General features: G+C 56.1%; 24 protein-coding genes. 10 read left to right on the top strand and 14 right to left on the bottom strand.

Features of this window, described 5'->3' with window-relative positions; genetic code table 11:
* Window position 1 precedes the first annotated feature (1 nt).
* Complete coding sequence (locus tag KO1_RS01655) at window positions 2-871, bottom strand: MurR/RpiR family transcriptional regulator (RefSeq protein ID WP_004103378.1); 870 nt, start codon at window positions 869-871, stop codon at window positions 2-4.
* Window positions 872-1,232: 361 nt separating this feature from the next.
* On the opposite strand from KO1_RS01655, the gene zwf reads away from it, so the two are divergent.
* From zwf to KO1_RS01670, 3 genes are all read left to right on the top strand, one after another.
* A complete protein-coding gene (gene zwf / locus KO1_RS01660) occupies window positions 1,233-2,708 on the top strand; it encodes a glucose-6-phosphate dehydrogenase (protein WP_004103371.1) in 1,476 nt (491 codons plus the stop codon).
* Between the two features lie 220 nt (window positions 2,709-2,928).
* Window positions 2,929-4,740 (top strand): phosphogluconate dehydratase, encoded by a 1,812-nt coding sequence (gene edd / locus KO1_RS01665; protein WP_004103369.1) that lies wholly within the window; start codon window positions 2,929-2,931, stop codon window positions 4,738-4,740.
* Between the two features lie 37 nt (window positions 4,741-4,777).
* Complete coding sequence (locus KO1_RS01670) at window positions 4,778-5,419, top strand: bifunctional 4-hydroxy-2-oxoglutarate aldolase/2-dehydro-3-deoxy-phosphogluconate aldolase (protein WP_004103368.1); 642 nt, start codon at window positions 4,778-4,780, stop codon at window positions 5,417-5,419.
* A 53-nt stretch (window positions 5,420-5,472) separates the two neighbouring features.
* Here the strand turns inward: KO1_RS01670 and purT are convergent, their stop codons facing one another.
* Window positions 5,473-6,651, bottom strand: a complete 1,179-nt coding sequence (gene purT, locus KO1_RS01675) for a formate-dependent phosphoribosylglycinamide formyltransferase (protein ID WP_004103366.1) — start codon at window positions 6,649-6,651, stop codon at window positions 5,473-5,475.
* A 135-nt stretch (window positions 6,652-6,786) separates the two neighbouring features.
* Here purT and KO1_RS01680 point away from each other — a divergent pair, with 135 nt between their 5' ends.
* The 3 genes from KO1_RS01680 to ptrB all read left to right on the top strand — a co-directional run bounded on the left by KO1_RS01680 (window position 6,787) and on the right by ptrB (window position 10,171).
* The gene (locus tag KO1_RS01680) at window positions 6,787-7,149 is read left to right on the top strand and encodes a YebG family protein (protein WP_004103364.1); all 363 of its coding nucleotides are present in this window, start codon (window positions 6,787-6,789) and stop codon (window positions 7,147-7,149) included.
* 148 nt (window positions 7,150-7,297) lie between these two features.
* Window positions 7,298-7,978 (top strand): tellurite resistance TerB family protein, encoded by a 681-nt coding sequence (locus tag KO1_RS01685; protein WP_004103363.1) that lies wholly within the window; start codon window positions 7,298-7,300, stop codon window positions 7,976-7,978.
* Between the two features lie 132 nt (window positions 7,979-8,110).
* On the top strand, window positions 8,111-10,171 hold the full coding sequence (ptrB, locus tag KO1_RS01690; RefSeq protein WP_016808307.1) for an oligopeptidase B: 2,061 nt from the start codon (window positions 8,111-8,113) through the stop codon (window positions 10,169-10,171).
* 6 nt (window positions 10,172-10,177) lie between these two features.
* On the opposite strand, the gene exoX is transcribed toward ptrB, so the two are convergent.
* Both exoX and KO1_RS01700 read right to left on the bottom strand, forming a co-directional pair.
* The gene (gene exoX / locus KO1_RS01695; RefSeq protein WP_004103360.1) at window positions 10,178-10,837 is read right to left on the bottom strand and encodes an exodeoxyribonuclease X; all 660 of its coding nucleotides are present in this window, start codon (window positions 10,835-10,837) and stop codon (window positions 10,178-10,180) included.
* Between the two features lie 78 nt (window positions 10,838-10,915).
* Window positions 10,916-11,146: a DNA polymerase III subunit theta gene (locus tag KO1_RS01700; protein WP_004103351.1), complete on the bottom strand. Its 231-nt coding sequence runs from the start codon at window positions 11,144-11,146 to the stop codon at window positions 10,916-10,918.
* A gap of 135 nt (window positions 11,147-11,281) precedes the next feature.
* Here KO1_RS01700 and yobA point away from each other — a divergent pair, with 135 nt between their 5' ends.
* Genes yobA through KO1_RS01715 form a run of 3 tightly spaced genes read left to right on the top strand, consistent with a single transcriptional unit; the run spans window position 11,282 to window position 12,885 of the window.
* Window positions 11,282-11,656 (top strand): CopC domain-containing protein YobA, encoded by a 375-nt coding sequence (gene yobA / locus KO1_RS01705; RefSeq protein ID WP_016808306.1) that lies wholly within the window; start codon window positions 11,282-11,284, stop codon window positions 11,654-11,656.
* Window positions 11,657-11,660: 4 nt separating this feature from the next.
* A complete protein-coding gene (copD, locus tag KO1_RS01710) occupies window positions 11,661-12,530 on the top strand; it encodes a copper homeostasis membrane protein CopD (protein ID WP_047720985.1) in 870 nt (289 codons plus the stop codon).
* A 16-nt stretch (window positions 12,531-12,546) separates the two neighbouring features.
* Entirely contained in the window at window positions 12,547-12,885 is a 339-nt protein-coding gene (locus KO1_RS01715) for a YebY family protein (RefSeq protein WP_004103344.1), read from the top strand.
* 386 nt (window positions 12,886-13,271) lie between these two features.
* On the opposite strand, the gene KO1_RS01720 is transcribed toward KO1_RS01715, so the two are convergent.
* From KO1_RS01720 to KO1_RS01745, 7 genes are all read right to left on the bottom strand, one after another.
* A complete protein-coding gene (locus KO1_RS01720; RefSeq protein WP_004113762.1) occupies window positions 13,272-14,231 on the bottom strand; it encodes a Csu type fimbrial protein in 960 nt (319 codons plus the stop codon).
* 11 nt (window positions 14,232-14,242) lie between these two features.
* Window positions 14,243-16,576, bottom strand: a complete 2,334-nt coding sequence (locus KO1_RS01725) for a fimbria/pilus outer membrane usher protein (protein ID WP_047720986.1) — start codon at window positions 16,574-16,576, stop codon at window positions 14,243-14,245.
* 2 nt (window positions 16,577-16,578) lie between these two features.
* Entirely contained in the window at window positions 16,579-17,343 is a 765-nt protein-coding gene (locus KO1_RS01730) for a fimbrial biogenesis chaperone (protein WP_004103339.1), read from the bottom strand.
* A 17-nt stretch (window positions 17,344-17,360) separates the two neighbouring features.
* A complete protein-coding gene (locus tag KO1_RS01735; protein WP_032692328.1) occupies window positions 17,361-17,879 on the bottom strand; it encodes a Csu type fimbrial protein in 519 nt (172 codons plus the stop codon).
* A 22-nt stretch (window positions 17,880-17,901) separates the two neighbouring features.
* Window positions 17,902-18,453 carry a Csu type fimbrial protein gene (locus tag KO1_RS01740; protein ID WP_004103335.1) on the bottom strand — a complete coding sequence of 184 codons (552 nt, stop codon included), beginning with the start codon at window positions 18,451-18,453 and terminating at the stop codon, window positions 17,902-17,904.
* 578 nt (window positions 18,454-19,031) lie between these two features.
* A complete protein-coding gene (locus KO1_RS27965) occupies window positions 19,032-19,175 on the bottom strand; it encodes an Ecr family regulatory small membrane protein (RefSeq protein ID WP_142447463.1) in 144 nt (47 codons plus the stop codon).
* Window positions 19,176-19,286: 111 nt separating this feature from the next.
* A complete protein-coding gene (locus tag KO1_RS01745) occupies window positions 19,287-20,231 on the bottom strand; it encodes a VirK/YbjX family protein (RefSeq protein WP_004103333.1) in 945 nt (314 codons plus the stop codon).
* Between the two features lie 165 nt (window positions 20,232-20,396).
* Between KO1_RS01745 and pphA the strand changes: the two genes are divergently transcribed.
* Window positions 20,397-21,050, top strand: coding sequence for a protein-serine/threonine phosphatase (pphA, locus tag KO1_RS01750; RefSeq protein ID WP_047720987.1), 654 nt, complete (start codon window positions 20,397-20,399; stop codon window positions 21,048-21,050).
* Here the strand turns inward: pphA and KO1_RS01755 are convergent.
* The 3 genes from KO1_RS01755 to rsmF form a co-directional block, all read right to left on the bottom strand.
* Window positions 21,047-21,238, bottom strand: a complete 192-nt coding sequence (locus KO1_RS01755) for a YdfD/YebW family protein (RefSeq protein WP_004103330.1) — start codon at window positions 21,236-21,238, stop codon at window positions 21,047-21,049. The two genes, pphA and KO1_RS01755, sit on opposite strands and share 4 nt — an antisense overlap.
* A 98-nt stretch (window positions 21,239-21,336) precedes the next feature.
* Complete coding sequence (locus KO1_RS01760) at window positions 21,337-21,576, bottom strand: YebV family protein (RefSeq protein WP_004103329.1); 240 nt, start codon at window positions 21,574-21,576, stop codon at window positions 21,337-21,339.
* Between the two features lie 115 nt (window positions 21,577-21,691).
* Window positions 21,692-23,125: a 16S rRNA (cytosine(1407)-C(5))-methyltransferase RsmF gene (gene rsmF, locus KO1_RS01765; RefSeq protein WP_026055908.1), complete on the bottom strand. Its 1,434-nt coding sequence runs from the start codon at window positions 23,123-23,125 to the stop codon at window positions 21,692-21,694.
* Between the last annotated feature and the right edge of the window lie 30 nt (window positions 23,126-23,155).

A 23,155-nucleotide genomic window follows, 5' to 3' on the forward strand; every position in this document is an offset into this window, starting at 1 on the left:
TTTATTGGTCATTACTGTGTAAGCTGAGCTCTTTATCAAAGCGCGATTCCTTCAGCGCTTCCTTGACCCTCTTCAAGTTATCTCTGAATTTCGCTCCCCGACGAAGGGTAAAGCCGGTTGCCAGTACGTCAATCACCGTCAGCTGCGCTAAGCGGGAAACCATTGGCATATAGATATCGGTATCTTCCGGGACATCCAGCGTAATGGCCAGCGTCGACTCGCGGGAAAGCGGGGTGCCCGGCGAAGTAATGGCGATCACCATCGCATCATTTTCGCGCGCCAGCTGCGCCAGCTCTACCAGGCTTTTGGTCCTGCCGGTATGCGAAATAATCACCACCACGTCATCGTCATTACAGTTCATACAGCTCATGCGTTGCAGGACGATGTCGTCGGAATAAATCACCGGCACATTAAAGCGGAAAAATTTGTTCATCGCATCGTGGGCGACGGCTGCCGATGAGCCCAGGCCGAAGAAGGCGATTTTCTTGGCCTGAGTGAGAAGGTCCACTGCCCGGTTGATCGCCGACATATCGAGAGAATGATGGACCTGATCTAAACTGGCCATAGCCGATTCAAATATCTTACCCGTATAGGACTCAACGCTGTCGTCTTCATCGACGTTGCGGTTAACATAGAGGGTACCGTGCGCCAGGCTTTGCGCCAGATGCAGTTTGAAATCCGGGAAACCGCGGGTTTCCAGACTGCGGCAGAAACGGTTGACCGTAGGCTCGCTGACGCCGGCTTCCAGCGCCAGGGCAGCAATACTTGAATGAATGGCCTGCGCGGGGGTTGCAAGAATGACTTCCGCCACTTTGCGTTCAGATTTGCTAAGGTGTTCCAGTCGGGACTGGATTTTTTCCAGCATATTCATGGGTAATCAGGCGCTCATCAATGGAAACGATTTCATTAATGGGTGAAATCATCAGGCGTTTTAGCAAGAATATACCCCTCCGTAGTCGGAAACGGTGAGGAATGACTTTAAAATATGTTGTTTTTTTTCATTACATGATCAGAGTCGTATTTTACTAACTGATAATCGGTCGAAACAACGAACAATACTAGCCGCATGCCCAAAAACTCAGCCCATATTTTCCTCCCTGTGCGATTTAGCCGCGGGAACGGGAGCGGAGGGTTTCGGGAAATTCGTAAACACAGTACGATGCAGTGAAAGAAAATTACAAATACAACTATAGCCTGGCATAAGCACCGGGCTATCAACTAAGGAGAATGACATGGCGGTAACGCAAACGGCCCAGGCATGCGATCTGGTCATTTTCGGCGCGAAGGGTGACCTGGCGCGACGTAAATTGCTGCCTTCCCTGTATCAGCTTGAAAAAGCTGGCCAGATCCACCCTGATACCCGCATCATCGGCGTCGGGCGTGCCGACTGGGATAAAGACGCTTACACCAAGGTAGTGCGTGAAGCGATGGAAACCTTCATGAAGGAGAAAATTGATGAAGGTTTGTGGGAGACCCTGAGCGGGCGTCTGGATTTTTGTAACCTGGATGTCAACGATACCAAAGCGTTTACTCGTCTGGGCAAAATGCTCGATCAGAAAGAGCGGGTGACGATCAACTATTTCGCCATGCCGCCAAGTACCTTCGGCGCGATTTGTAAAGGCCTGGGCGAAGCGAAGCTGAACGCCAAGCCGGCCCGCGTGGTGATGGAAAAACCGCTGGGTACCTCGCTTGAAACGTCCCGCGAGATTAACGATCGGGTGGGCGAGTTCTTCGAGGAGTGCCAGGTCTATCGCATCGACCATTATCTGGGTAAAGAGACGGTGCTGAACCTGCTGGCGCTGCGCTTTGCTAACTCGCTGTTCGTCAATAACTGGGATAGCCGCACCATCGATCACGTTGAGATCACCGTAGCGGAAGAGGTAGGCATTGAAGGTCGCTGGGGCTACTTCGATCAGGCCGGGCAGATGCGCGACATGATCCAGAACCACCTGCTGCAGATCCTGTGCATGATCGCCATGTCCCCGCCGTCGGATCTGAGCGCCGACAGCATCCGCGATGAAAAAGTGAAGGTGCTGAAATCTCTGCGCCGCATCGACCGCACCAACGTGCGTGAAAAAACGGTGCGTGGTCAGTACACCGCCGGCTTCGCGCAGGGCAAAAAAGTGCCTGGCTACCTCGAAGAAGAGGGGGCGAATAAATCCAGCCATACGGAAACTTTCGTGGCCATCCGCGTCGATATCGACAACTGGCGCTGGGCGGGCGTACCGTTCTACCTGCGCACCGGTAAACGTCTGCCGACCAAGTGTTCTGAAGTTGTGGTGTACTTTAAAACGCCGGAACTCAACCTGTTCAAAGAGACCTGGCAAGAGCTGCCGCAGAATAAGCTGACCATTCGTCTGCAGCCGGATGAAGGGGTGGATATTCAGGTACTTAATAAAGTTCCTGGCCTTGACCATAAGCACAATCTGCAAATCACCAAGCTGGATCTGAGCTACTCAGAAACCTTTAATCAAACCCATCTGGCGGATGCCTATGAGCGTCTGCTGCTGGAGACCATGCGCGGTATCCAGGCGCTGTTCGTCCGTCGCGACGAAGTGGAAGAGGCGTGGAAGTGGGTCGATTCTATCACCGAAGCCTGGGCTGCCGATCGCGATTCGCCGAAACCTTATCAGGCGGGCACCTGGGGGCCGGTTGCCTCCGTGGCGATGATCACCCGCGATGGTCGTTCGTGGAATGAATTTGAGTAATCGCCAGCTCCTCCGTCAGGGTTATTTTACCGGTAACATGATCTGACGCAGCAAGTCGCGTAATTTTTAATCTTTTAAGCCCCGGAGGATTCACCCCCGGGGCTTTTTTTATTACACTGGCTGCAGATATTTTGCCCCTGAGCCCCAGTACTTGTGCCTTGAGTCCCAAAAAGTACCGCTAAAGCGCTGCGGCCGGACAGATGAAATTTGAGGAGCCTTTATGAATTCTGAAATGTTACGGGTAACAAATCGCATCATCGAACGTTCGCGCGCTACCCGCGAAGCCTACCTCGCGCGGATTAACCAGGCCAAAACTGACACCGTTCATCGCGCCCAGCTGGCATGCGGTAACCTGGCCCACGGTTTCGCCGCCTGCCAGGCGGATGACAAAGCCTCGTTGAAAAGCATGCTGCGCAATAACATCGCTATCATCACCTCCTACAACGATATGCTTTCCGCCCACCAGCCCTATGAGCGCTATCCGGAGATTATTCGCAAAGCGCTGCACTCCGCGAACGCGGTAGGCCAGGTCGCAGGGGGCGTTCCGGCGATGTGTGATGGCGTTACGCAGGGACAGGACGGAATGGAGCTGTCGCTGCTCAGCCGCGAAGTGATTGCCATGTCCGCGGCGATTGGTCTGTCGCACAACATGTTTGACGGCGCGCTCTATCTCGGGGTCTGCGATAAAATTGTTCCCGGCCTGGCGATGGCTGCGCTATCCTTCGGCCATCTGCCGTCTATCTTTATTCCTTCCGGTCCGATGGCCAGTGGCCTGGCAAATAAAGAAAAAGTGCGCATTCGCCAGCTGTATGCGGAAGGCAAAGTGGATCGTATGGCGCTGCTGGAGTCCGAAGCTGCGTCTTACCATGCGCCTGGCACCTGCACCTTCTACGGCACCGCCAATACCAACCAGATGGTGGTTGAGTTTATGGGGATGCAGCTGCCCGGATCGTCATTCGTGCATCCCGATGCGCCGCTGCGCGAAGCGCTGACCGCCGCCGCCGCCCGCCAGGTGACTCGTCTGACCGGCAACGGTAATGAGTGGATGCCGCTGGGCAAAATGTTTGATGAAAAAGTGGTGGTTAACGGGATTGTCGCGCTGCTGGCAACCGGCGGCTCCACCAACCACACCATGCACCTGGTGGCCATGGCGCGGGCGGCGGGGATCATCATCAATTGGGATGATTTCTCCGATCTCTCTGACGTGGTGCCGCTGCTGGCGCGTCTCTACCCGAACGGCCCGGCGGATATTAACCACTTCCAGGCGGCTGGCGGGGTACCGGTGCTGGTTCGCGAACTGCTGAAAGGCGGACTGCTGCATGAAGATGTTCACACCGTGGCCGGCTTCGGCCTCTCTCGCTACACCCTGGAGCCCTGGCTTAATAACGGCGAACTTGACTGGCGCGAAGGGGCGACCGCTCCGCTGGACGAACAGGTTATCGCCACCTTTGACAAACCGTTCTCTCGCCACGGCGGCACCAAAGTCCTGAGCGGCAATCTCGGCCGCGCGGTCATGAAAACCTCCGCCGTGCCGGTTGAAAACCAGATTATAGAAGCCCCGGCGGTCGTCTTCGAGAGCCAGCATGATGTGCTGCCTGCCTTTGAAGCGGGCCTGCTCGACAAAGATTGCGTAGTTGTCGTCCGCCATCAGGGGCCAAAAGCGAACGGCATGCCAGAATTACATAAACTTATGCCGCCACTTGGTGTATTATTGGACCGCCGTTTCAAAATCGCGCTGGTGACCGATGGTCGACTCTCCGGCGCGTCAGGCAAAGTACCATCGGCAATCCACGTGACGCCTGAGGCGTACGATGGTGGCCTGCTGGCGAAGGTACGCGATGGCGATATCATCCGCGTCAATGGTCAGACGGGCGAGCTAACGCTGATGGTCGATGACGCTGAGCTGGCCGCGCGTCAGCCCCATATTCCTGACCTGAGCGGTTCGCGTGTGGGAACCGGCCGGGAAATGTTCGGTGCGCTGCGTGAGAAACTCTCCGGAGCTGAACAGGGCGCAACCTGCATCAATTTTTAAGACGATTCGATTTATAGATCTGGCGAGAGAAAATCTGATGAAAAACTGGAAAACAACTGCAGAAGCAATCCTCACCTCCGGCCCGGTTGTACCGGTAATCGTGGTGAAAAAGCTGGAACACGCTGTGCCAATGGCGAAAGCGCTGGTTGCAGGCGGCGTACGCGTACTGGAAGTCACCCTGCGTACCGAGTGTGCGATGGACGCTATCCGCGCAATCGCCAAAGAAGTCCCGGAAGCGATCGTCGGTGCCGGGACCGTCACCAACGTTGAGCAGTTGAAAGAAGTGACCGAAGCGGGCGCGCAGTTTGCTATCAGCCCGGGCCTGACCGAATCTCTGCTGAAAGCGGCGACCGGTGAAGGCACCATTCCGCTGATCCCGGGGATCAGCACCGTATCCGAGCTGATGCTGGGTATGCAGTATGGCCTGAAAGAGTTCAAATTCTTCCCGGCTGAAGCGAACGGCGGCGTGAAAGCGCTGCAGGCGATTGGTGGTCCGTTCGCGCACATTCGTTTCTGCCCGACTGGCGGCATCTCTCCGGCAAACTATCGCGATTATCTGGCGCTGAACAGCGTACTGTGCATCGGCGGTTCCTGGCTGGTTCCGGCGGATGCGCTGGAAGCCGGTGATTACGACCGTATCACCAAACTGGCTCGTGAAGCGGTAGAAGGCGCGAAGTAATCTTCGCGCGCTTACCCGAGGCCCGGTCTGCAGTCCATGCGACCGGGCTTTTTTTATCCTTCGACGACGACCGCTGAAGCCGCCGCTTTAGCCCGCGCAACCGCTTCTTCGACGTTATCGGCTATCGCCAGCGTTACGCCCAGGCGACGTGAGCCGTCAATTTCCGGCTTACCGAACAGACGCAGCTGCAGACCCGCGCCGACCGCTGCCTGGAGGTTGCTGAAGGTGACGTTCTGGCTGCTCATCTGCGGCAGAATGACCGCAGAGGCCGCCGGGCCGTACTGGCGAATCGCGCCAATCGGCAGGCCGAGAAAGGCGCGGACGTGCAGGGCGAACTCGGATAAATCCTGCGAAATCAGTGTGACCATACCGGTATCGTGCGGGCGCGGCGAGACTTCGCTAAAAATCACCTCATCGCCGCAGACGAATAGCTCAACGCCGAACAGGCCGTAACCGCCCAGCGCCAGCACCACCTGACGGGCGATGTCCTGCGCGCGTTCCTGCGCCAGCGCGCTCATCTGCTGCGGCTGCCAGGATTCACGATAGTCGCCATCTTCCTGGCGGTGGCCGACCGGCGCGCAGAAGTGCACGCCGTCCACGGCGCTGACGGTGAGAAGGGTAATTTCAAAATCAAAATTCACCACGCCTTCAACGATAACGCGACCGGCCCCGGCACGGCCGCCCTGCTGCGCATACTGCCAGGCCTCAGCCAGCTGTTCGTGGGTACGAATAAAGCTCTGGCCCTTTCCCGATGAGCTCATTACCGGCTTGACGATGCACGGCAGTCCTGTCTCGGCGACGGCCTCGCGGAAGGCGGATTCGCTGTCGGCAAAACGGTAGGCGGAGGTCGGCAGCTTCAGTTCCTCAGCGGCCAGGCGGCGGATCCCTTCACGGTTCATGGTGAGCTTCGCCGCGCGCGCGGTAGGGACGACTTTTTGCCCGGCCTGTTCCAGCGCCACCAGGGTATCGGTGGCGATGGCCTCGATTTCCGGCACGATAAAGTCAGGCTTTTCCTGCTCAATCAGCGCTTGTAAGGCTTCGCCGTGCAGCATATTAATGACGTGTGAGCGGTGCGCGACCTGCATGGCCGGCGCATCAGGGTAACGATCGACGGCGATGGTCTCAATTCCCAGGCGCTGGCATTCGATGGCCACTTCTTTACCCAGCTCGCCGGAACCTAACAGCATAACCTTTGTTGCCGCAGGGCGCAGCGCCGTACCTAATACAGTCATAACTCTCTTCCGCAGTAAAAAAACATGCGCCGCATTATAAACGAAAACGTTTGCGCATGTCTTTATGTGCATCATTTGAGTTCGCGGAAGAAATTTGATATACTGTATAAAAACACAGTACTGAGAGGCTGCATCATGGCGGTTGAAATTAAATATGTAGTGATTCGTGAAGGTGAGGAAAAAATGTCTTTTGCCAGCAAAAAAGAGGCCGATGCTTACGACAAAATGCTCGATCTGGCGGAAGTACTGAACGGCTGGCTGGTTGAGTGCCCGCTTACGCTCGATGAAGAGCAGCGCGATAGCATGGCGATGTGGCTTGCCGAGCGCAAAGACACCCTCAACCATATTCTGCGTTCCGGTAAGCTGCCGGAAGCTGAGGGCAGCGCCGATGCGCCAGCCGCGCGCGCAGAAGAAGCAGAAGAGGGTGACAAACCCGAAGAGGTCGTCGAATCGGCAGCCTCGGCACCGGCCAGGCCGCGCAAAGCGAAAGCCGCCTGAGCCATGCTGCCGCCGACACTCGTTCTGGCGGTTGGCTCCCGCGCCGCGCGCCCGGCGCGACATTTGCTCATCTTTAGCTGACGATAACGTTTCCTGACGCCGCGTCGTTTAGGCTGGTGGTATCGCTTATCGCGCAACGAGGAAATGTATGGCTAACTGGCTTAATCAACTGCAGTCTTTGCTGGGTCAGCAAGGGCAATCTTCTTCATCTGACGATCGGTCACACGGCAAAGACTTCCTGCTGCCGGGCGCGCTTGGCGGCCTGGCCGGGCTGCTGGTTGCCAGCAAATCATCGCGCAAGCTGTTAGCCAAATACGGCACCGGTGCGCTGCTGGTCGGCGGCGGCGCGGTTGCAGGCAGCGTATTGTGGAATAAATATCAGCAGAAATTGCGTACCAGCGGGCAGCAGACATCGGCGGCGCCCACGCCCGCAACTGCGGCGTCCTCCGCGCCAGCCGAACTTGATGCCCGCAGCGAAAGGCTGATTATGGCGCTGGTTTTCGCTGCTAAAAGCGATGGGCATATTGACGAACGCGAGCGGGCAAATATTGAAGCGCAGCTGCGCGCGGCGAACGTTGACGTGCAGGGGCGTGTGTTAATTGACCAGGCGCTGGCGCAGCCCCTCGACCCGCAGAGCCTGGCGCAGGGTATCAGCAGCGAGCAAGAGGCGCTGGAAGTTTACTATATCAGCTGCGCGGTCATTGATATTGACCACTTTATGGAACGCAGCTATCTGAACGCCCTCGGCGAAGCGCTGAAGCTCCCGCAGGAAGTGCGTGAAGATATCGAACGGGATATCCAGGCGCAAAAACAGGCCGTAACGCTCTAAATCCGCACGTTTCGCTTGCATCGCTGGCGACTTTTGCCACCCTTATATATTGTGTAGTCACGTCACCCTTCAGGCTGCTGTGAGCAGCCTGAAAATTTTAGTACTCAATACAAGCCGCAGAAGAATAAGCAGATGCCACCAAAAGCGAAACGGATCCCCCATGCCATGACATTACATGGCGACACGCGAATCGATAATTACTACTGGCTGCGCGATGACGATCGCGCACAGCCGGAAGTGCTTGATTATCTGCGCCAGGAAAATGAGTACGGTAAAAAAGTGATGTCTTCGCAAAGTAGCCTGCAGGACAGGGTACTCAAGGAGATTATCGACCGTATTCCGCAGCGCGAAGTGTCGGCCCCCTATAGCAAAAATGGCTATCGTTACCGTCAGGTCTATGAGCCTGGCTGCGAGTATGCGATTTATCAACGCCAGCCGGTCGTAAAAGAAGAGTGGGATGAATGGGAGGTCCTGCTTGACGGTAACCAGCGCGCGGCCGGCAGCGAATTCTACACCCTCGGGGGGTTAGGGGTTTCTCCTGACAACAACATGATGGCGGTGGCGGAAGACTATCTCTCCCGCCGGCAATATAGCCTGCGCTTCTACCCTTTAAACGATGGCGATGAATTTGCGGAAGTTCTTGAGAACGTCTCGCCTGATTTTGCCTGGAGTAATGATTCGCAGACCCTGTGGTACGTGCGTAAGCATCCTACCACGCTGCTGCCGTATCAGGTCTGGCGCCATCGCCTGGGCACACCGGCCAGTGCGGATGTTCTGGTGTATGAAGAGCAGGACGATACATTTTACGTCAGCGTACACAAGACGACTTCCCAGCAGTTTGTGGTGATTTATCTGGCCAGCGCGACCACCAGCGAAGTGCTGCTGCTTAACGCGGAAATGACCGACGCCGAGCCGGTCTGTTTTCTACCGCGGCGCAAAGACCATGAATATAGCCTCGATCACTATCAGCACGCTTTTTATCTGCGATCCAACCGTGAAGGGAAAAACTTCGGCCTTTATCGCACTACCCTGCGCGATGAGCAGCAGTGGGAGACCCTGATCGCGCCGCGTCAGGAAGTGATGCTGGAAGGATTTACTCTGTTTACCGACTGGCTGGTTGTGGAAGAGCGCCAGCGGGGGCTGACCAGCCTGCGGCAGATCAATCGTAAAACAAGAGAGTCCCAGGGCATTGCCTTTGACGATCCGGCCTATGTGACCTGGCTTGCCTATAATCCAGAGCCGGAAACCGCTCGTCTGCGCTACGGCTACTCCTCCATGACGACGCCGGATACGCTATTTGAACTGGATATGAATACCGGCGAGCGGCGGGTACTAAAACAGCAGGAAGTCAAAGGGTTTGATGCCAGCCATTATCGCAGCGAGCATTTGTGGATTAAAGCCCGCGACGGCGTCGAAGTCCCGGTCTCGCTGGTCTACCGTCATGAACATTTCCGTAAAGGCGCCAGTCCACTGCTGGTGTACGGCTACGGCTCCTATGGCGCAAGCATGGATGCGGATTTCAGCGCCAGCCGCCTGAGCTTGCTCGACCGCGGTTTTGTGTTCGCTATCGCCCATATTCGCGGCGGCGGCGAACTGGGCCAGCAGTGGTATGAAGACGGAAAGTTTTTGTGCAAGAAGAACACCTTCAACGATTATCTCGACGTCTGCGATGCGCTGCTGGCGCAGGGCTATGGCGATCCGCGCTTTTGCTACGGCATGGGCGGCAGCGCCGGCGGCATGCTGATGGGCGTGGCTGTGAACCAGCGGCCGGAGCTTTTCCACGGCGTGGTAGCCCAGGTTCCCTTTGTCGATGTCCTCACCACCATGCTCGATGAGTCGATTCCGCTAACCACCGGTGAGTTTGAGGAGTGGGGGAATCCGCAGGATGAAGAGTATTACCGCTATATGAAAAGCTACAGCCCGTACGACGGCGTGCAGGCTCAGGCGTATCCGCATCTGCTGGTTACCACGGGCCTGCATGATTCGCAGGTTCAATACTGGGAGCCGGCAAAATGGGTGGCAAAACTGCGCGAGCTAAAAACGGATGATAACCTGCTGCTGCTCTGTACCGATATGGATTCCGGCCACGGCGGTAAATCCGGACGCTTCAAAAGCTATGAAGGCGTGGCGCTGGAGTTTGCGTTTCTGATTGGCCTGGCGCAGGGGACGCTGCCGGGCCAGGCGGAGGTATAGCGCCGGTTACTCCCCGAGATAGTGCTTCAGCGTCAGGCGCAGCTCGGGGCTCATGCGCTCCAGGTTATTAAACAGCCAGCGTAAATAGCCGGGATCGTTTTCCGCAACCTCGGAAACCGGCTTGCCGCGGTATTTGCCGAAGGTAAAGGTGGATAGTAGCGCCGGGCGGCCGGTAATGGTCGCCATTTCCTCAGGCGTCCAGCCGGAGGTGTTGATAATATCGAGCAGCAGGGCGGCGGTGATATAGCAATCATAAAGCGCCCGGTGATGATGCAGTCCCGGTGGCGTCGTGACGCTGAGCTTGCGCGACTTATATAGCCCCATATTGCTGTACTTGATGCCTGGCCACAGGCGGCGCGCCAGCTTCATCGTGCAGATCCACTCGCCCTGCATCTCTGGCAACACCCGACGGTCAAAGCTGGCGTTATGGGCGACATACCACGGACTGCCCATATACAGCGGCACAATCTCCTCGATCCACGGCTTATCGGCGACCATCTCTTCGGTGATACGGTGAATCGCCATCGCCTGCGGACTGATGGGGCGGTCGGGGCGAACCAGATGGCTCATGGGATTGGTAATTTGTCCGTCGACAATATCAACCGAGGCGATTTCAACAATGCCTCCCTGCAATCCGCAGGTTTCTGTATCGATTACGCGCAGCATGGCTCGCTCCAGGCCAAAGAAACCAGCGTAATGCAACACGCGGGTCTTGCCAACTCGGATGTCCACAGGGGACGGGAATTATTTCTGTTTCGGTTCATAGGGCAGGCGAGAGAGCGAAACGGAGGCCAGTCGATGGGCAATCAGACGTTCGCGAAACCAGCCGCGCAGATGTTCGGGCTGTTCTCTTTCGACTAAATCGGCAACCACCGGCATATTGTAGCGTTCTTTAAACGCAACGCCCGCCGCGGCGAGATCGACATTCACTTTGTCCATCTCCTCCTGGGATAGTTTAGCCAGGTTCTTTTCCATCGGTTTCTCCTCTGATAACGCCGCAAAAAGTACTAAGCACGCGGCAAAAAGGCAAGTCTCAGACGCTTAGCTCGACTGCGCCATTATACAGGGTTATTCTCTGTGCTACATACATAACAAAAAGGAATGACAACTATGCCAATCATCGCCGGACGCGCGCTGCGTCTGTCTCTGTTTCTCGCCGGTTGCCTCAGCGCAGCAGGCGCATTCGCCCACGCCCATTTGCAACAGCAGCTTCCGGCCGCTGGCGCGGTGGTGGCGGCTTCACCCCAGGCGCTGACCCTCAACTTCTCTGAAGGCATCGAAACGCAGTTTAGCGGCGTGACCCTCACCGGGCCGCAGCAGAAGACCATCACCCTGGGTAAACCTGTCCGCAGCGACAGCAATAAGGCCGAGCTGACGGTACCGGTTGAGCAGGCGCTGACGCCGGGCGAATATACCGTTGACTGGCACGTGGTCTCCGTTGATGGCCATAAGACGAAAGGACAATACACCTTTACCGTGAAGTAAGCCGATGCTGAGTGGAGTCTATGTCAGCTTACGCTTTATCCATTTTATCTCGCTGATCGTCGCTTTCGGCTGTGTCCTCTATGGGACATGGTGGGCGCCGGTAACCTTGCGCCGCTTAATGATGCAGCGTTTCTACCCGCTAATGCGCCATTTATTGCTGGCGAGCACGCTGTCGGCGCTGCTGATGCTGATGGCGCAGGGTGGGCTGATGGGCAGCGGCTGGCCGGACGTCTGGCAGCCGGCTATCTGGCAGGCGGTTGCCGGAACGCAGTTCGGTAGCGTGTGGATATGGCAGATTTTACTCGCCCTTGTGGCGCTGGCGGTGGTCTGGCTGAAGCCCCGACGATCGGGACGTTTGCTGCTGGTCCTGTTTTGCGCACAGCTGCTGCTGTTGGCCGGCGTCGGTCATGCCGCGATGAACGACGGCTGGCTGGGGATAGTGCAGCGGACCAACCATGCTATTCATCTGTTCTGTGTTGCCAGCTGGGTTGGCGGTCTGCTGCCGTTTATCTACTGTCTTCGCCTGGCGCACGGTCGCTGGCGGCAGGCGGCGATTGCCACCATGATGCGTTTTTCACGCTACGGGCATCTGGCGGTTGCTGGCGCTATCGCCAGCGGCGCAGTGAATGCGCTGTTGATCCAGGGCGGGTTCATCAGCGCCTCGCCCTGGGGGCGTATGCTGTTGCTCAAATGTGCGCTGGTGGCGGCAATGGTGGTAATTGCGCTGGTGAACCGGTATGTTCTGGTGCCACGCATGTCGGCAGGCGGAACGCGAGCGGAGCAGCTTATCGTGCGGACCACGCAGATAGAAATTGCGCTGGGGGCGCTGGCGCTATTTGCCGTCAGCCTGTTTGCCACCTGGGAACCTTTCTGAATAAACTGGTTAAATCATGAAAAAAATCGTTCTGACAATGTTGTTATTGGCAAGTTCTGGCGCTGCGCTGGCGGCGCCGCAGGTGATTACCGTGAGCCGCTTTGAAGTGGGTAAGGAGAGCTGGGCGTTTAATCGGGAAGAGGTGATGCTGACCTGCCGTCCGGGCAACGCGCTGTTTGCCATCAATCCGAGCACGCTGGTGCAGTACCCGTTAAACGACATCGCCGAGCAGCAGATGAAAGACGGTAAGACCAACGCGCAGCCGATTTCTGTGATCCAGATTGACGATCCGCAGCAGCCGGGACAAAAAATGAGCCTTGCGCCATTTATTGAGCGCGCGCAGAAACTCTGCTGATCGATATTTTCATCCTACTGTTTTTACATAAAAATAACCGCCATCTCCCCATTCCGGGAGCGGCGGTTTTTTGTAGGCATACGCAATCCTGAGAGGAATTATTGGTTCCCTTTTGTCACGGACTGGAAAACCTGACACGGTAAACTATTCTTATAAGGCAAGGCGACTTAGCCTGCATTAATGCCAACTTTTAGCGCACGGCTCTCTCCCAAGAGCCATTTCCCTGGACCGAATACAGGAATCGTGTTCGGTCTTTTTTTATCTTTTTTTCAGCAATCGCAGATTCCCTTCTAAAAACCCCAGCAGCTTTTTTCGGGGCTTTTTTCTTATACCACAACAATAATTTCCTAAACATTTCTTTTACAAAAAAATCGCCTGCTAACCTTTTAATAGCTCACCGTCACCAGGACGGTATCGCTGTAGGTTCCCGCAGGTTGGTTGCTCTGGTTCGGGTTAATCTTCAGGGTGTAGCTTGCAGATTGCGCGGCGCCGGAGCCGGTCACGCTGAGATTGTTATTTTCCGTCCAGGCGCTGCCGTTGGGCTGGTAAAATTGATACTGCAAAAAGGCAGTCGGTTGGTTAGCGATGGGCTGGCTCATCTGCCGCCAGTCGCCGACGCTGGCGTTAGTACTGGCGAGATTGACGGTGTAGGCCGCGTTTTTTGTGCAGCGAATGGCAAGCTGGCCGCTGTAGGAACTAAAACCGGACGGGAGGGCGGCAGGGGCAAACTCGACGTCCGGCGCGCTGTCGATATAGCAAAAATTGGTCACCCTCACCGATACGTTGACCGTAGAGACCAGGGTGCCGTTATTCGGAATACATATCTTAATGCCCAGTAGATCGAGCCCGACGTAGCAAAAACGATACACCCAGGTAATGGTTAAGACATCGCTATAGGTTCCGGCGGGCACGTTGGCTCCCGGGGTGGTTCTGAAGTAGAGCGGCATGGTGCCATCGCTCGAGTTAAATAGCCCCAGCAGCTCAAGCAGCGTTGTCCTGGACCAGCTTATTACGCCGCCATCCTGATACGCCGGCGAGCAGGATGCGTCAGAACAGATGCTGTAAGGGATGGCATCGCCGGCGCCGTTAAGCAGCCGGGGCACTCTGTTGCTCTGGTTAGCCGACGCCAGGGTAGCGCTTAGCGTGTTGGTCGAGTTCAGCGCCACCAGTTCCGGGGTGCAGTAAAACCCCGCGCCCGCCATCACGCCCTGAGGCGCGCTGTAGAGCGTAAAGGAATCGACAGGGCCGATCGCTGGCGCACTGGTTTTGATGCTGCAGGCGGCCAGCGCGTTGCTGGCTTGCCCAAGCGCTAAAAGCATCACGAATACCCGGATAATATTTTTCAATCTTATCTCCGCTATGAAGAGGGACAGCTGACCGGGCCTATCCGCTGCGGAACCGGCGTGGTCTCCGGAAGCTCGAACGGGATGCTGCATCGAAGCTCTCCGGCATTTATTTTGACTTCGTTAATGCGCCCGAGGTGCGAGAACCAGACCACGCCGTCGTAGCCCACCAGGGCGCGCTGTTGACTATTAACTTCCTCCACCGGCGTACCGACCGGTAGCGGTTGTCCCTGAGCATCGACGAAGATGAGCGTTGCCGAGCGCACGCGGTTAACCGGGAAATCAACCAGCGCGCCGCTGCCTTCGCGTACGGCGATGCGTTTTTCCACCGTGACGGCTTCGGTATCCGTGGGCAACGGCAGCGTATCGAGGGTGACCTTTCCCGGATACCAGGCCGAAGCCCAGGGGATCAGCAGATGACCATTTTTATCGGTCACGCCGACTTTGCGGTTTTCATAATTCACCGCAATGTTTGGATAGTTGCCGGTAGAAACGACGATAAAGGCGTCGTTAATTTGCCGGGCGAAAAACAGACTGTTATCCATCAGCACGACCGAGCCTGCGGCCTCAAACCAGCTGTGATGATCGTCACGCGACCCGTAATAGCCACCGCTCAGCGTGGACACGCGATTAATCCAGGTCAGATCCGCCTGACTATAGTTATTGCCGCCGATCGAATGGGCGAGGTTCCAGCCCAGCCCGCCTTCCGCCGGGGCAGAGCGACTAACGTTGATATTTTCCCCCCATTGGCCTGAGCTGGATCGTTGACCGCTTAGCTGCACGGAGCTTTGCGAATCGAAAGGGATAATGATTTGCAACATGCTGGCGTAGCTATTGTCCTGCAGATCGCGGTTTACGCTCAGGTTGAGGCTGCTGCTTTGCCACAGGCTGCGGCTCCAGGAGAGGTTCATGAGCCGGGTATGTGAATTATCCTCGGCTTTGATATCAAAATAGCCAATGCTGAAAGATCCGAGCGCTCTGTCCCATGGGCTCAGGCTCAGCGTCGCCTGATCTGACTGACGGCTTAATGCGGCGACAGAACCGTAGGTGCTGAGGTTGTTGTAGTCGGCGCTGCGGCGAATATGCTGATAGTTCACTCCCCAGCTGCTGGCGTAATAAGAGTATCCGGCGGTGAGTTGATTGCCGCTGCCGTCGCCCCGGCTGGCGCTGGTCGACAGGCTGAGGGTGCCCAGGTTCCCCACGCCGATATCGCTGCCTATTCCGGCATTGGTTAATCCTTTGCGGTCTTCCGTATGCGTCGACAGCGTGAGCCAGTTGTTGACTCCATAGCGATAAATTGCGCTCAGCGCGCCGGCGCCATAATCGGCACTCTTGATACCGTAGTTGTTGCGCAGGGCCCCAAGGGTGAAATCAAAATCACTCAGGCCTTCGCGTAGCAGGGTGTTGGAGACATAAAAAGGAATGCTGGTGGACACCTGACGACCGAGGGCATCGGTGGTCACCACGGTAGCTTCGCCGGCGCCGCTGATCCAGGGAACGTTGGTCAGCGTATAGGGGCCACCATTGATTTGCGCGGAGCTGGTTTTATAGCCGTTAATAAACAGATCGACGCTTGAAGGAACCGCCGCGCTGCCGGATAAATTGAGCAGCGGATACGTCACCAGATCCGGGCGAACGCTGAAGTTACGGCTCAGCCGGAGTCCTCCCATACGTACTGAACTGCTCCAGGTCAGGGCGTTACTGACCACATCCCCGGCCTGGTAGCTAATCATCTGTTCGCTGTCGCTGTATTTCCACAGGGTGTCGTAACGCATAAAGCCCTGCTGCTCGTAGCCCGTCGAAGACCAGTTTTGCCGGATGACGGCATTGTTAGAAAGAACGCCTGGCGGCCCGAAGAGGCGCGTCTCGGTATAGGTGCTGGTGGTTTGCGTTCCGCCGGACGAGAAGAGGCTGTAAGCGTCATAGTTAAATAACATGCCGGGACTGCTTATCGCGGCCTGGTAGTTTTGTCCCGTCGTCTCCCCGATGCGCTGCTCGGGAAGCCAATTGTCCGGCACCCGGAGATTGAGCATTTGCCCCGGCCGATCGTATTCCACTTTAACCGAGGGGATCGTCGTCACGTCAACCAGCGCATCTTGGGTCTGTAAGGGAATATGCGCCTGGCGCAAAACCTCGGCGGCGATCCAATAGCGACCCGCAATAACCTTTACCGGAGCGGCGCTCGCCAGGAGATTCCCGTTGACCGATACGCTGAGATACAGCTCATACTCCTGCTTATCGCTGTATGAAGCTGCTGGCGCAGGCAACGAATCATAGGTCGCAGCGCAGGCCGTTACCGACGCTAGTGCCAACAGCCCTCCGGTCGCTGCCCTTTTCAGATCGCGCATTATCAACGATCCGCCGGAATTTCCACCGCCTGGCCGTTATCCGTTAATTTCGCGAACAGGTGCATGCCTGAGGGGACTGAAGCGTTTCCTACCAGCGGGAAACAGCTCTTTTTCTGCGCCAGCACGTAGCCGAGCAGGCCATTGGCCTGAGCTATCTGGCCCTTGCCACCGGCATTGGCCCAGTAAACCGCGCTGAGCCGGGCATGCTGATTGCCGGTATTGTCGATGCACAGCGTCTGGCGGCTATTTTGCCGCGAGAGCGACCAGCGCAGCGTGGTTCTTACCGCTTCCACGGATCCATTGTTCTTCAGCGGGTTGATGCCCTGTCCGTAGGTAAACAACGGCAGGACATAGCGCATGCGCATTTTCAGTCCGGCGGAATTCTGTTCCTTCTGCGCCGTCGGTTCAGCGGCAGGAATCTCATCGATAACAATACGGTAGGATTGTTCTTTGCCAGCCGTGACGGGGGCGATGCGCATCAACCGTACCAGCTGACGCTGGCCGGGCGCGACGGTGGTAAAAGGTGGGCTGGCGACGACGTCACGCTGATCGGCATAGGCATCGGACGACCCTTTTTGGTCCCAGGAAAAAACGCGCAGCTGTAAATTAACCGGGCTAGCGCCGCGGTTTTCCAGCCACAGCTCTGACCCCTTTTCGTGGCTTTCGATAGTCTGGAAGATGGGCCAAACGAGGACGGAGCTTGCGGCCATAACGGAGCAGGGGAGAGATAAAGCGAATGTAAACAGCGCAAATCTACAGCGAATCATAGTTAACCTGTGATGATTTAATAGGTCAGCGTGACGGTGACCGTGTCGGTATAGGAGCCCACCGCCGGGAAGCCATTCGTGGCAAAAAGGCGGCCATAAACCGTATAGGTTTGCGTGGAGCTCGGAAATGATGCAACGCTCAGGGCCAGCGTACTGTTGCCCCAAACGTTAGCGCGGTTGGCATCCTGATAAAGCTGATAGGCCAGCGTGTTGCCGCCGCCGTTCGACATATAGCGCCGGGTGGCCGAACCGCCGTTTACGCCATAGTCGAGAGCGATTGAGATAGCGGTGCCGGGGGTACAGGTCACGATGATTGAGCCGGCGCCGGAAGTACTGGCGACATCAACATTGTTATAAAGCGATGACAGAGTGCCAAAACTCAAGGTGCCGAAATCCGTCGTTTGGGAGCCATCCCCCGCGCCAAGCGCGCAGCCAGCGGTTATCTGCGCGGAGACTTTGAAGGTCTTCTGGACAGTAGCGGCGTGGGCGCCCGAGGTAAAAAGCAGAATTAATGTAAGCCACTCTGGTCGAAGCATGACGCCCATTTTCCTTATGCGATTACCAGGTTAACGTTGCGGTTACGATGTCGTCATACACATCGGCTGTCGGCGCGTTGACGCTCTGGTCTTCGGGGCGAATACGGGCAAAAACGGGGATAGCCTGCGGGTTGCCTGTGCCTACGATAGCGATTGTTCCGCCGGGTAAAATTTCCTGACTGCGGGCGGCATCCGCATAAAGCCGATAAGCAATCTGCTGGTTGCCTGCCGCGTTTTTCATGTAACGCAGAGCAGCATCGCCATACTGGCCGCCGTCAAGCGTCAGCGTTGAGTCAAGATCTTCGGTACAGGTCACGGTAAGCGCGTTACCTCCGCCGCTTCCGGTGACGCTTGCATCAATGGAGTTGGCTAAATCACCGTAGGCGCCGAAATTAATCGTGCCCCAGCGGTTGTTTTCTCCATTTCGGACGTTCGATACGCTGCAGCCGCTGCCAAGTGTGACCTGAACACTAATCTGGCCGCTTAATGTTCCCGCTGCGGAAGCCGGTTGCGTAAGAACTATGGCGCTCAGTAAGCCGCCCAGGATACTGCGCGATATCGTTTTCACGTTCATCGAAAACCTCTTAGTGGAAAGCCGCTGAAGAAAAACAACAATGTAGCGATAGTCGTGAGTTACCGTTTAACAACCACGGTTTTGTTGGTTAACGTATAGCTACTTCTGTGGGATATGGGTAACTTTGCGTTAATGACTGCATTTTGGTTGTGAAATAGTTTTTTAGTCTGACTTATTGCTATTCTGTTGAAATAAAATTCCTTATGTTAATATTTTGTTGGTTTTATGTGTTTTCTTTGTTTTTTGAAGGAGAGAGAAGAGAACGCGATTTTTTTAAAATCACAATCGGGCGCAAAGTTTGAAACAAAAAATCTGGATAAAAAGGCGTGTGTAGACACTTACCTTGCGGTTGAGCGACAACGAGGAGAAAACACCTGCACGAAATCAGGCCCATAGTGCAGGTGAATTTTACGGGCCAACATCGGAAGTGACCCAGTATACACATTTGTATGACAAATAGAATAATAGATAAGAAAACGCCTTAAATTTTTTGCCTATTATTTTAACGGCGCTTGTCCGAGGTATTGCGAAGAAAGGATAGGCAGCTTAGAGGCGACAAAGAAATAACGCCCAAGGCATTATTCTGGCGTCACAAAAGAGGGGTACAGCGTTGTTTCAAGGTAGCTAACAATGAACCATATTTCGTCACTAAAAATAAACCAGAGAGCAGCGGACAAAATAATCAACAGGATAGCCAGCAGGAGTATTTCTGTTTTGCTCATAACTTCACTAGCCGTCCGCAAGGAGTACAACGAAGTTATGATAGTAACTAAAGCGGCGTAGAAGATGCAAACGCCGCTGTGCTATACGGCGTTGATGAAACGTTTGCAGCGTTAATCCATGATAATTGTCATCTGCGCAGCCATATCATCCAGCAGCTGGAAGCGGCGACGATATTCAGCGCGCTTCTTACTGGCAATGCTCTCAAGCGTCTTTCTTTCCAGCTTCAGTGGTAAGCGCCAGCGCCATGCACTGTCGGCTACCCCTTCGATAGATTGCCAGAATTCATCATAGCTGGCGTGGAAATGGCGCCCTTTGCTCAGACGATAGCGCAGCGCGCGGAAGACGTGACCGTTATCGCTGACTCCGTAAATATGTTGAATGCCGCAACGCGCCGCCATTAGCCAGATAAACTCCATCAGCAGGCGTTTCGGGAACAGACCGTAGCAGGCGCGGGTTGCTCGTTTAATCACTTCATGCGAAATATTGCTACGCGGCCCCTGCAGGCCGCCAATAGTCAACTGCCAGCAATCCTGCTGACGGGAAACGCTAAAAGTCGCGCTGGCGAGCACGATCCCATCGCCATCGCGCAGCCATAGGGTCGTTTCACCCTCGCGTTCAGCTTTGCCCGCCGAAGAGGCGGAAAGCGTAAACCGGCTGTCGTCCTTGCCTGCCAGCTCAAGCAGCGGCAGCTCATTCGCTGCGGTCATGGCATCAGCCAGGCGCGATCCGCCCAGCGAGTCGACAAACTGGTAGTGGCTGATAATCGCGTGCGCGCGCTGGCTGGCGTTGAGCCCGCGGGTTAAATACTGACGATGAACCTTGCCCGGCAGAGTCACCTGAGCGGTCAGTAGCTGATTGAAGTCCGCGCGCGCCGACAGGCTCTCCAGCATGCTGCGCGTTGGCGCATAAAATAATGCCGTGCGCAGTAAAAACTTCAGCCGGTAATTACGTTTTTGCCAGATGGGTGCAGGGGTGAGTCGCCCCATCACCAGGTCGGCAATAAGATTGGGGCGTCGTTCAACGACCCCGGCTGAATGCAGGCTGTTATCCGTCACGATGAATACCTCGTTGTTATTTAGCCTCTATTCTAGGGATATATCGTGAGGAGCTTAATGCCCTGGCGGACTATATTTGGCTTTCGTTTAAACTCGATTGAGGTGGCAATATTACGCCCGCGGAAGCGGGAGAATTTTCCTATAATTAGGTCAGGAGGACGAAATATGTATCAGCGTATTAACGGTTCCGCCTGGCGTAATATCTGGCTGGTTGGCGACCTGCACGGCTGCTTTGCGCGGCTGATGGAAGCCCTTCGCGAGCGCAGGTTCGATCCTTACCAGGACCTGCTTCTTTCCGTGGGCGATCTGATCGATCGTGGGCTGCAAAGCGCGGAGTGTCTGGATTTACTGCGCTATCGCTGGTTTTTCGCGGTGCGCGGCAACCATGAACAGATGGCGCTGGATACGCTTGCCGATGGCGAACCGATGCTCTGGGAAATGAACGGCGGCGGCTGGTATACGCAACGCTCAGAACAGCAGAAAGAGCGCCTCGCGCCGCTTATCGCCCGCTGCCGTCATCTGCCGCTGATTATAGAGCTCCACAGCGCTGAGCAGGTACATGTTATCGCCCATGCGGATTATCCGGCGACGCTTTATCGCTGGCAGCAGGCGGTGGATGAGCATCAGGTGCTGTGGAGCCGACAGCGTCTTACCGATCTTCTCTCCGGGCGTCACGGCGCGATTGCCGGTGCTGACCACTTCTGGTTCGGCCATACGCCGCTTAAACGGCGTTACGACTACGATAATCAGCACTATATTGATACCGGGGCGGTATTTGGCGGGGAGTTAACCCTGGCGGCGCTACAGAGGACGGGCTAAAAGTCACTGTACTCCTGGGCGGGCAGCCAGAAACTATCGATAAAATCCTCTACCGGAAAGCAGCCGCCGTGACGTATTCGCTGATCGTCCATCGCTGCGGTGCACTGCCGTTCGTTATCGTACACATCCACAACGATATCTTCACAGCCTCCGTCGAGGTAACAAATAAACAGCACTAAGGCAAACATCCCGGTCTCATATCCTGAAAAACATAGTTATAAGTGTAGGAGATGTCGGGAAAGCAGGGGGAATAAATAACCCGTCTCAGGCGACGGGTTCCTTTGAATCAGGCGAGACGCATGATCCAGGCATCGGACTGACGATCGTAGTGCTTACGGTAGAGGACGGAATGTTCACCATCAAGTATGGCGGGTACGCTGGTGTCCGCGTCCCATGCATCTAGCTGCATACATAAATCCGGATCGGATTTGCAGGGTATGCTTAACGTTCGCTCTCCCTGCTGTTCGCCGTGCAGTTCGGCGTCGTCTATTTCAAACGCGCCGATACGTACGCTGGTTTTACTCATAAATTCACCCCGTTGATCTGCTGATTTGTGGTACGACCAGTTAAGGCCGCCATTTTTCAGCGTAGACAAAGGTGCGCAAAGCGCCAGTGAAAAAATGCTGTTTTTCCGTTCGTCATCACGCTTTAGTGCTAAAAAGCTTTCCGTCGCGCACCAGTTCACGGGGATAGCTGTTTTTTAAACGCGAGCCGATTTTTTTCGCCAGTCCCAGCGGCGCGCCCTGAAACGTGACAATAACATCATCTTGCTGCGGCGGTACTGCAGGATAGACGTCACGACCGCGGTACCACTCTTCCGCTTCGGCCTGGGTCAGCTCAAAAGGGGCATCAGGCGCGGCAAGCGCAATGACCGCTTCGTGCTGCCAGCGATAGCCTTTGTTGTGGGTTTCGGCAAGACGGATACCGATGCGGGAAAAGCGCACTTTGCCGAATAGCGACTCGAGCGCGTGAGGGAATAGCCAGATTTCTTTATCCCGCTGCCAGAGCGTATGGTCAGCGTCCCAATGCAGGCCAACGGCGGCAGCTGCGGTCGCAATGGCGGCCGATTCGCGGCTTTTAAGCGGGATAAAGGGGAATTTACCGACCTTATAACCCGGCGCCGGCAGCGGTGCGATGGCGGCGGTTTTACGCAGACGGGCGACGAAGAAGCCTTCGCAATCGAAAATCTGCGGGAACACGTGCAGGAAACCCTCTTCGGTTAGCGCCTCGCTGGCCTGCGGGAACAGCGAACCGAGCGGCAGTACCTCTGCCGCCTGCGGATAGCGCGCCAGTAGTCCGTTGACCACGTCTTCGTTTTCTTGCCGGTTCAGGGTACAGGTGGAGTAGACCAGCGTGCCGCCGGGGCGAAGCGCATGAAACGCGCTGTCGATAAGCTCGCGCTGGGTCTCGGCGATACTGGCGTTGCTTTCCGGCGACCAGTTTTTTAACGCATCGGGGTCTTTCCGTACCACGCCTTCGCCGGAGCAGGGGGCGTCGAGGAGAATCGCGTCAAAACACTCCGGCAGCGCGGCGCCGAATACGCGCCCATCAAAATGGGTCAGCGCCACGTTGCCGATCCCGCAGCGGCTGATATTGGCGTGCAGCACTTTAACCCGGCTGGCGGAATATTCGTTGGCCAGGATCCCGCCTTTATTGCCCATGCGCGCGGCGATCTGGGTGGTTTTTGACCCCGGCGCGGCGGCGACGTCCATCACCCGGTTCGGCATATTTCCGTCGGCAAACAGCGCGGCGACCGGCAGCATGGAGCTCGCTTCCTGGATGTAAAACAGCCCGCTGAGATGTTCAGCGGTGCTGCCCAGCGGCAGGGCGTCGTCTTCCTCGCGATCGATCCAAAAACCCTCCTCACACCAGGGTACCGGCGTTAGCTGCCAGCCGTAGGGGGCGACCAGCTGCAAAAAGTCAGCCACGCTGATTTTTAGCGTATTTACGCGAAGGCTTCGGCGCAGGGGGCGCTGGCAGGCGGCGATAAAGTCAGCGAAAGAAAGATGCGTCGGCATTGCCGTACGCATTTGAGCGAGGAATTCTTCAGGAAGATAGACAGCGTTTTGAGCCACGGGGAGCGCACCACAACGAAAAAAGGGGGC

It is taken from the genome of Klebsiella oxytoca NBRC 105695 (assembly GCF_001598695.1).
Classification (GTDB): Bacteria; Pseudomonadota; Gammaproteobacteria; order Enterobacterales; family Enterobacteriaceae; genus Klebsiella; species Klebsiella oxytoca.

Excerpts from the sequence above, each read along its gene's own strand:
- KO1_RS01730 (WP_004103339.1), bottom strand. The coding sequence starts at position 17,343 with ATGATTCGCTGTAGATTTGCGCTGTTTACATTCGCTTTATCTCTCCCC.
- KO1_RS01760 (WP_004103329.1), bottom strand. The coding sequence starts at position 21,576 with ATGAGTAAAACCAGCGTACGTATCGGCGCGTTTGAAATAGACGACGCC.
- yobA (WP_016808306.1), top strand. The coding sequence starts at position 11,282 with ATGCCAATCATCGCCGGACGCGCGCTGCGTCTGTCTCTGTTTCTCGCC.
- purT (WP_004103366.1), bottom strand. The coding sequence starts at position 6,651 with ATGACTGTATTAGGTACGGCGCTGCGCCCTGCGGCAACAAAGGTTATG.
- pphA (WP_047720987.1), top strand. The coding sequence starts at position 20,397 with ATGTATCAGCGTATTAACGGTTCCGCCTGGCGTAATATCTGGCTGGTT.
- edd (WP_004103369.1), top strand. The coding sequence starts at position 2,929 with ATGAATTCTGAAATGTTACGGGTAACAAATCGCATCATCGAACGTTCG.
- KO1_RS01700 (WP_004103351.1), bottom strand. The coding sequence starts at position 11,146 with ATGGAAAAGAACCTGGCTAAACTATCCCAGGAGGAGATGGACAAAGTG.
- KO1_RS01715 (WP_004103344.1), top strand. The coding sequence starts at position 12,547 with ATGAAAAAAATCGTTCTGACAATGTTGTTATTGGCAAGTTCTGGCGCT.
- KO1_RS01680 (WP_004103364.1), top strand. The coding sequence starts at position 6,787 with ATGGCGGTTGAAATTAAATATGTAGTGATTCGTGAAGGTGAGGAAAAA.
- KO1_RS01725 (WP_047720986.1), bottom strand. The coding sequence starts at position 16,576 with ATGCGCGATCTGAAAAGGGCAGCGACCGGAGGGCTGTTGGCACTAGCG.
- KO1_RS01740 (WP_004103335.1), bottom strand. The coding sequence starts at position 18,453 with ATGAACGTGAAAACGATATCGCGCAGTATCCTGGGCGGCTTACTGAGC.
- exoX (WP_004103360.1), bottom strand. The coding sequence starts at position 10,837 with ATGCTGCGCGTAATCGATACAGAAACCTGCGGATTGCAGGGAGGCATT.
- KO1_RS01755 (WP_004103330.1), bottom strand. The coding sequence starts at position 21,238 with ATGTTTGCCTTAGTGCTGTTTATTTGTTACCTCGACGGAGGCTGTGAA.
- KO1_RS01655 (WP_004103378.1), bottom strand. The coding sequence starts at position 871 with ATGAATATGCTGGAAAAAATCCAGTCCCGACTGGAACACCTTAGCAAA.
- ptrB (WP_016808307.1), top strand. The coding sequence starts at position 8,111 with ATGCCACCAAAAGCGAAACGGATCCCCCATGCCATGACATTACATGGC.
- KO1_RS01685 (WP_004103363.1), top strand. The coding sequence starts at position 7,298 with ATGGCTAACTGGCTTAATCAACTGCAGTCTTTGCTGGGTCAGCAAGGG.
- KO1_RS01735 (WP_032692328.1), bottom strand. The coding sequence starts at position 17,879 with ATGCTTCGACCAGAGTGGCTTACATTAATTCTGCTTTTTACCTCGGGC.
- copD (WP_047720985.1), top strand. The coding sequence starts at position 11,661 with ATGCTGAGTGGAGTCTATGTCAGCTTACGCTTTATCCATTTTATCTCG.
- KO1_RS27965 (WP_142447463.1), bottom strand. The coding sequence starts at position 19,175 with ATGAGCAAAACAGAAATACTCCTGCTGGCTATCCTGTTGATTATTTTG.
- zwf (WP_004103371.1), top strand. The coding sequence starts at position 1,233 with ATGGCGGTAACGCAAACGGCCCAGGCATGCGATCTGGTCATTTTCGGC.
- KO1_RS01670 (WP_004103368.1), top strand. The coding sequence starts at position 4,778 with ATGAAAAACTGGAAAACAACTGCAGAAGCAATCCTCACCTCCGGCCCG.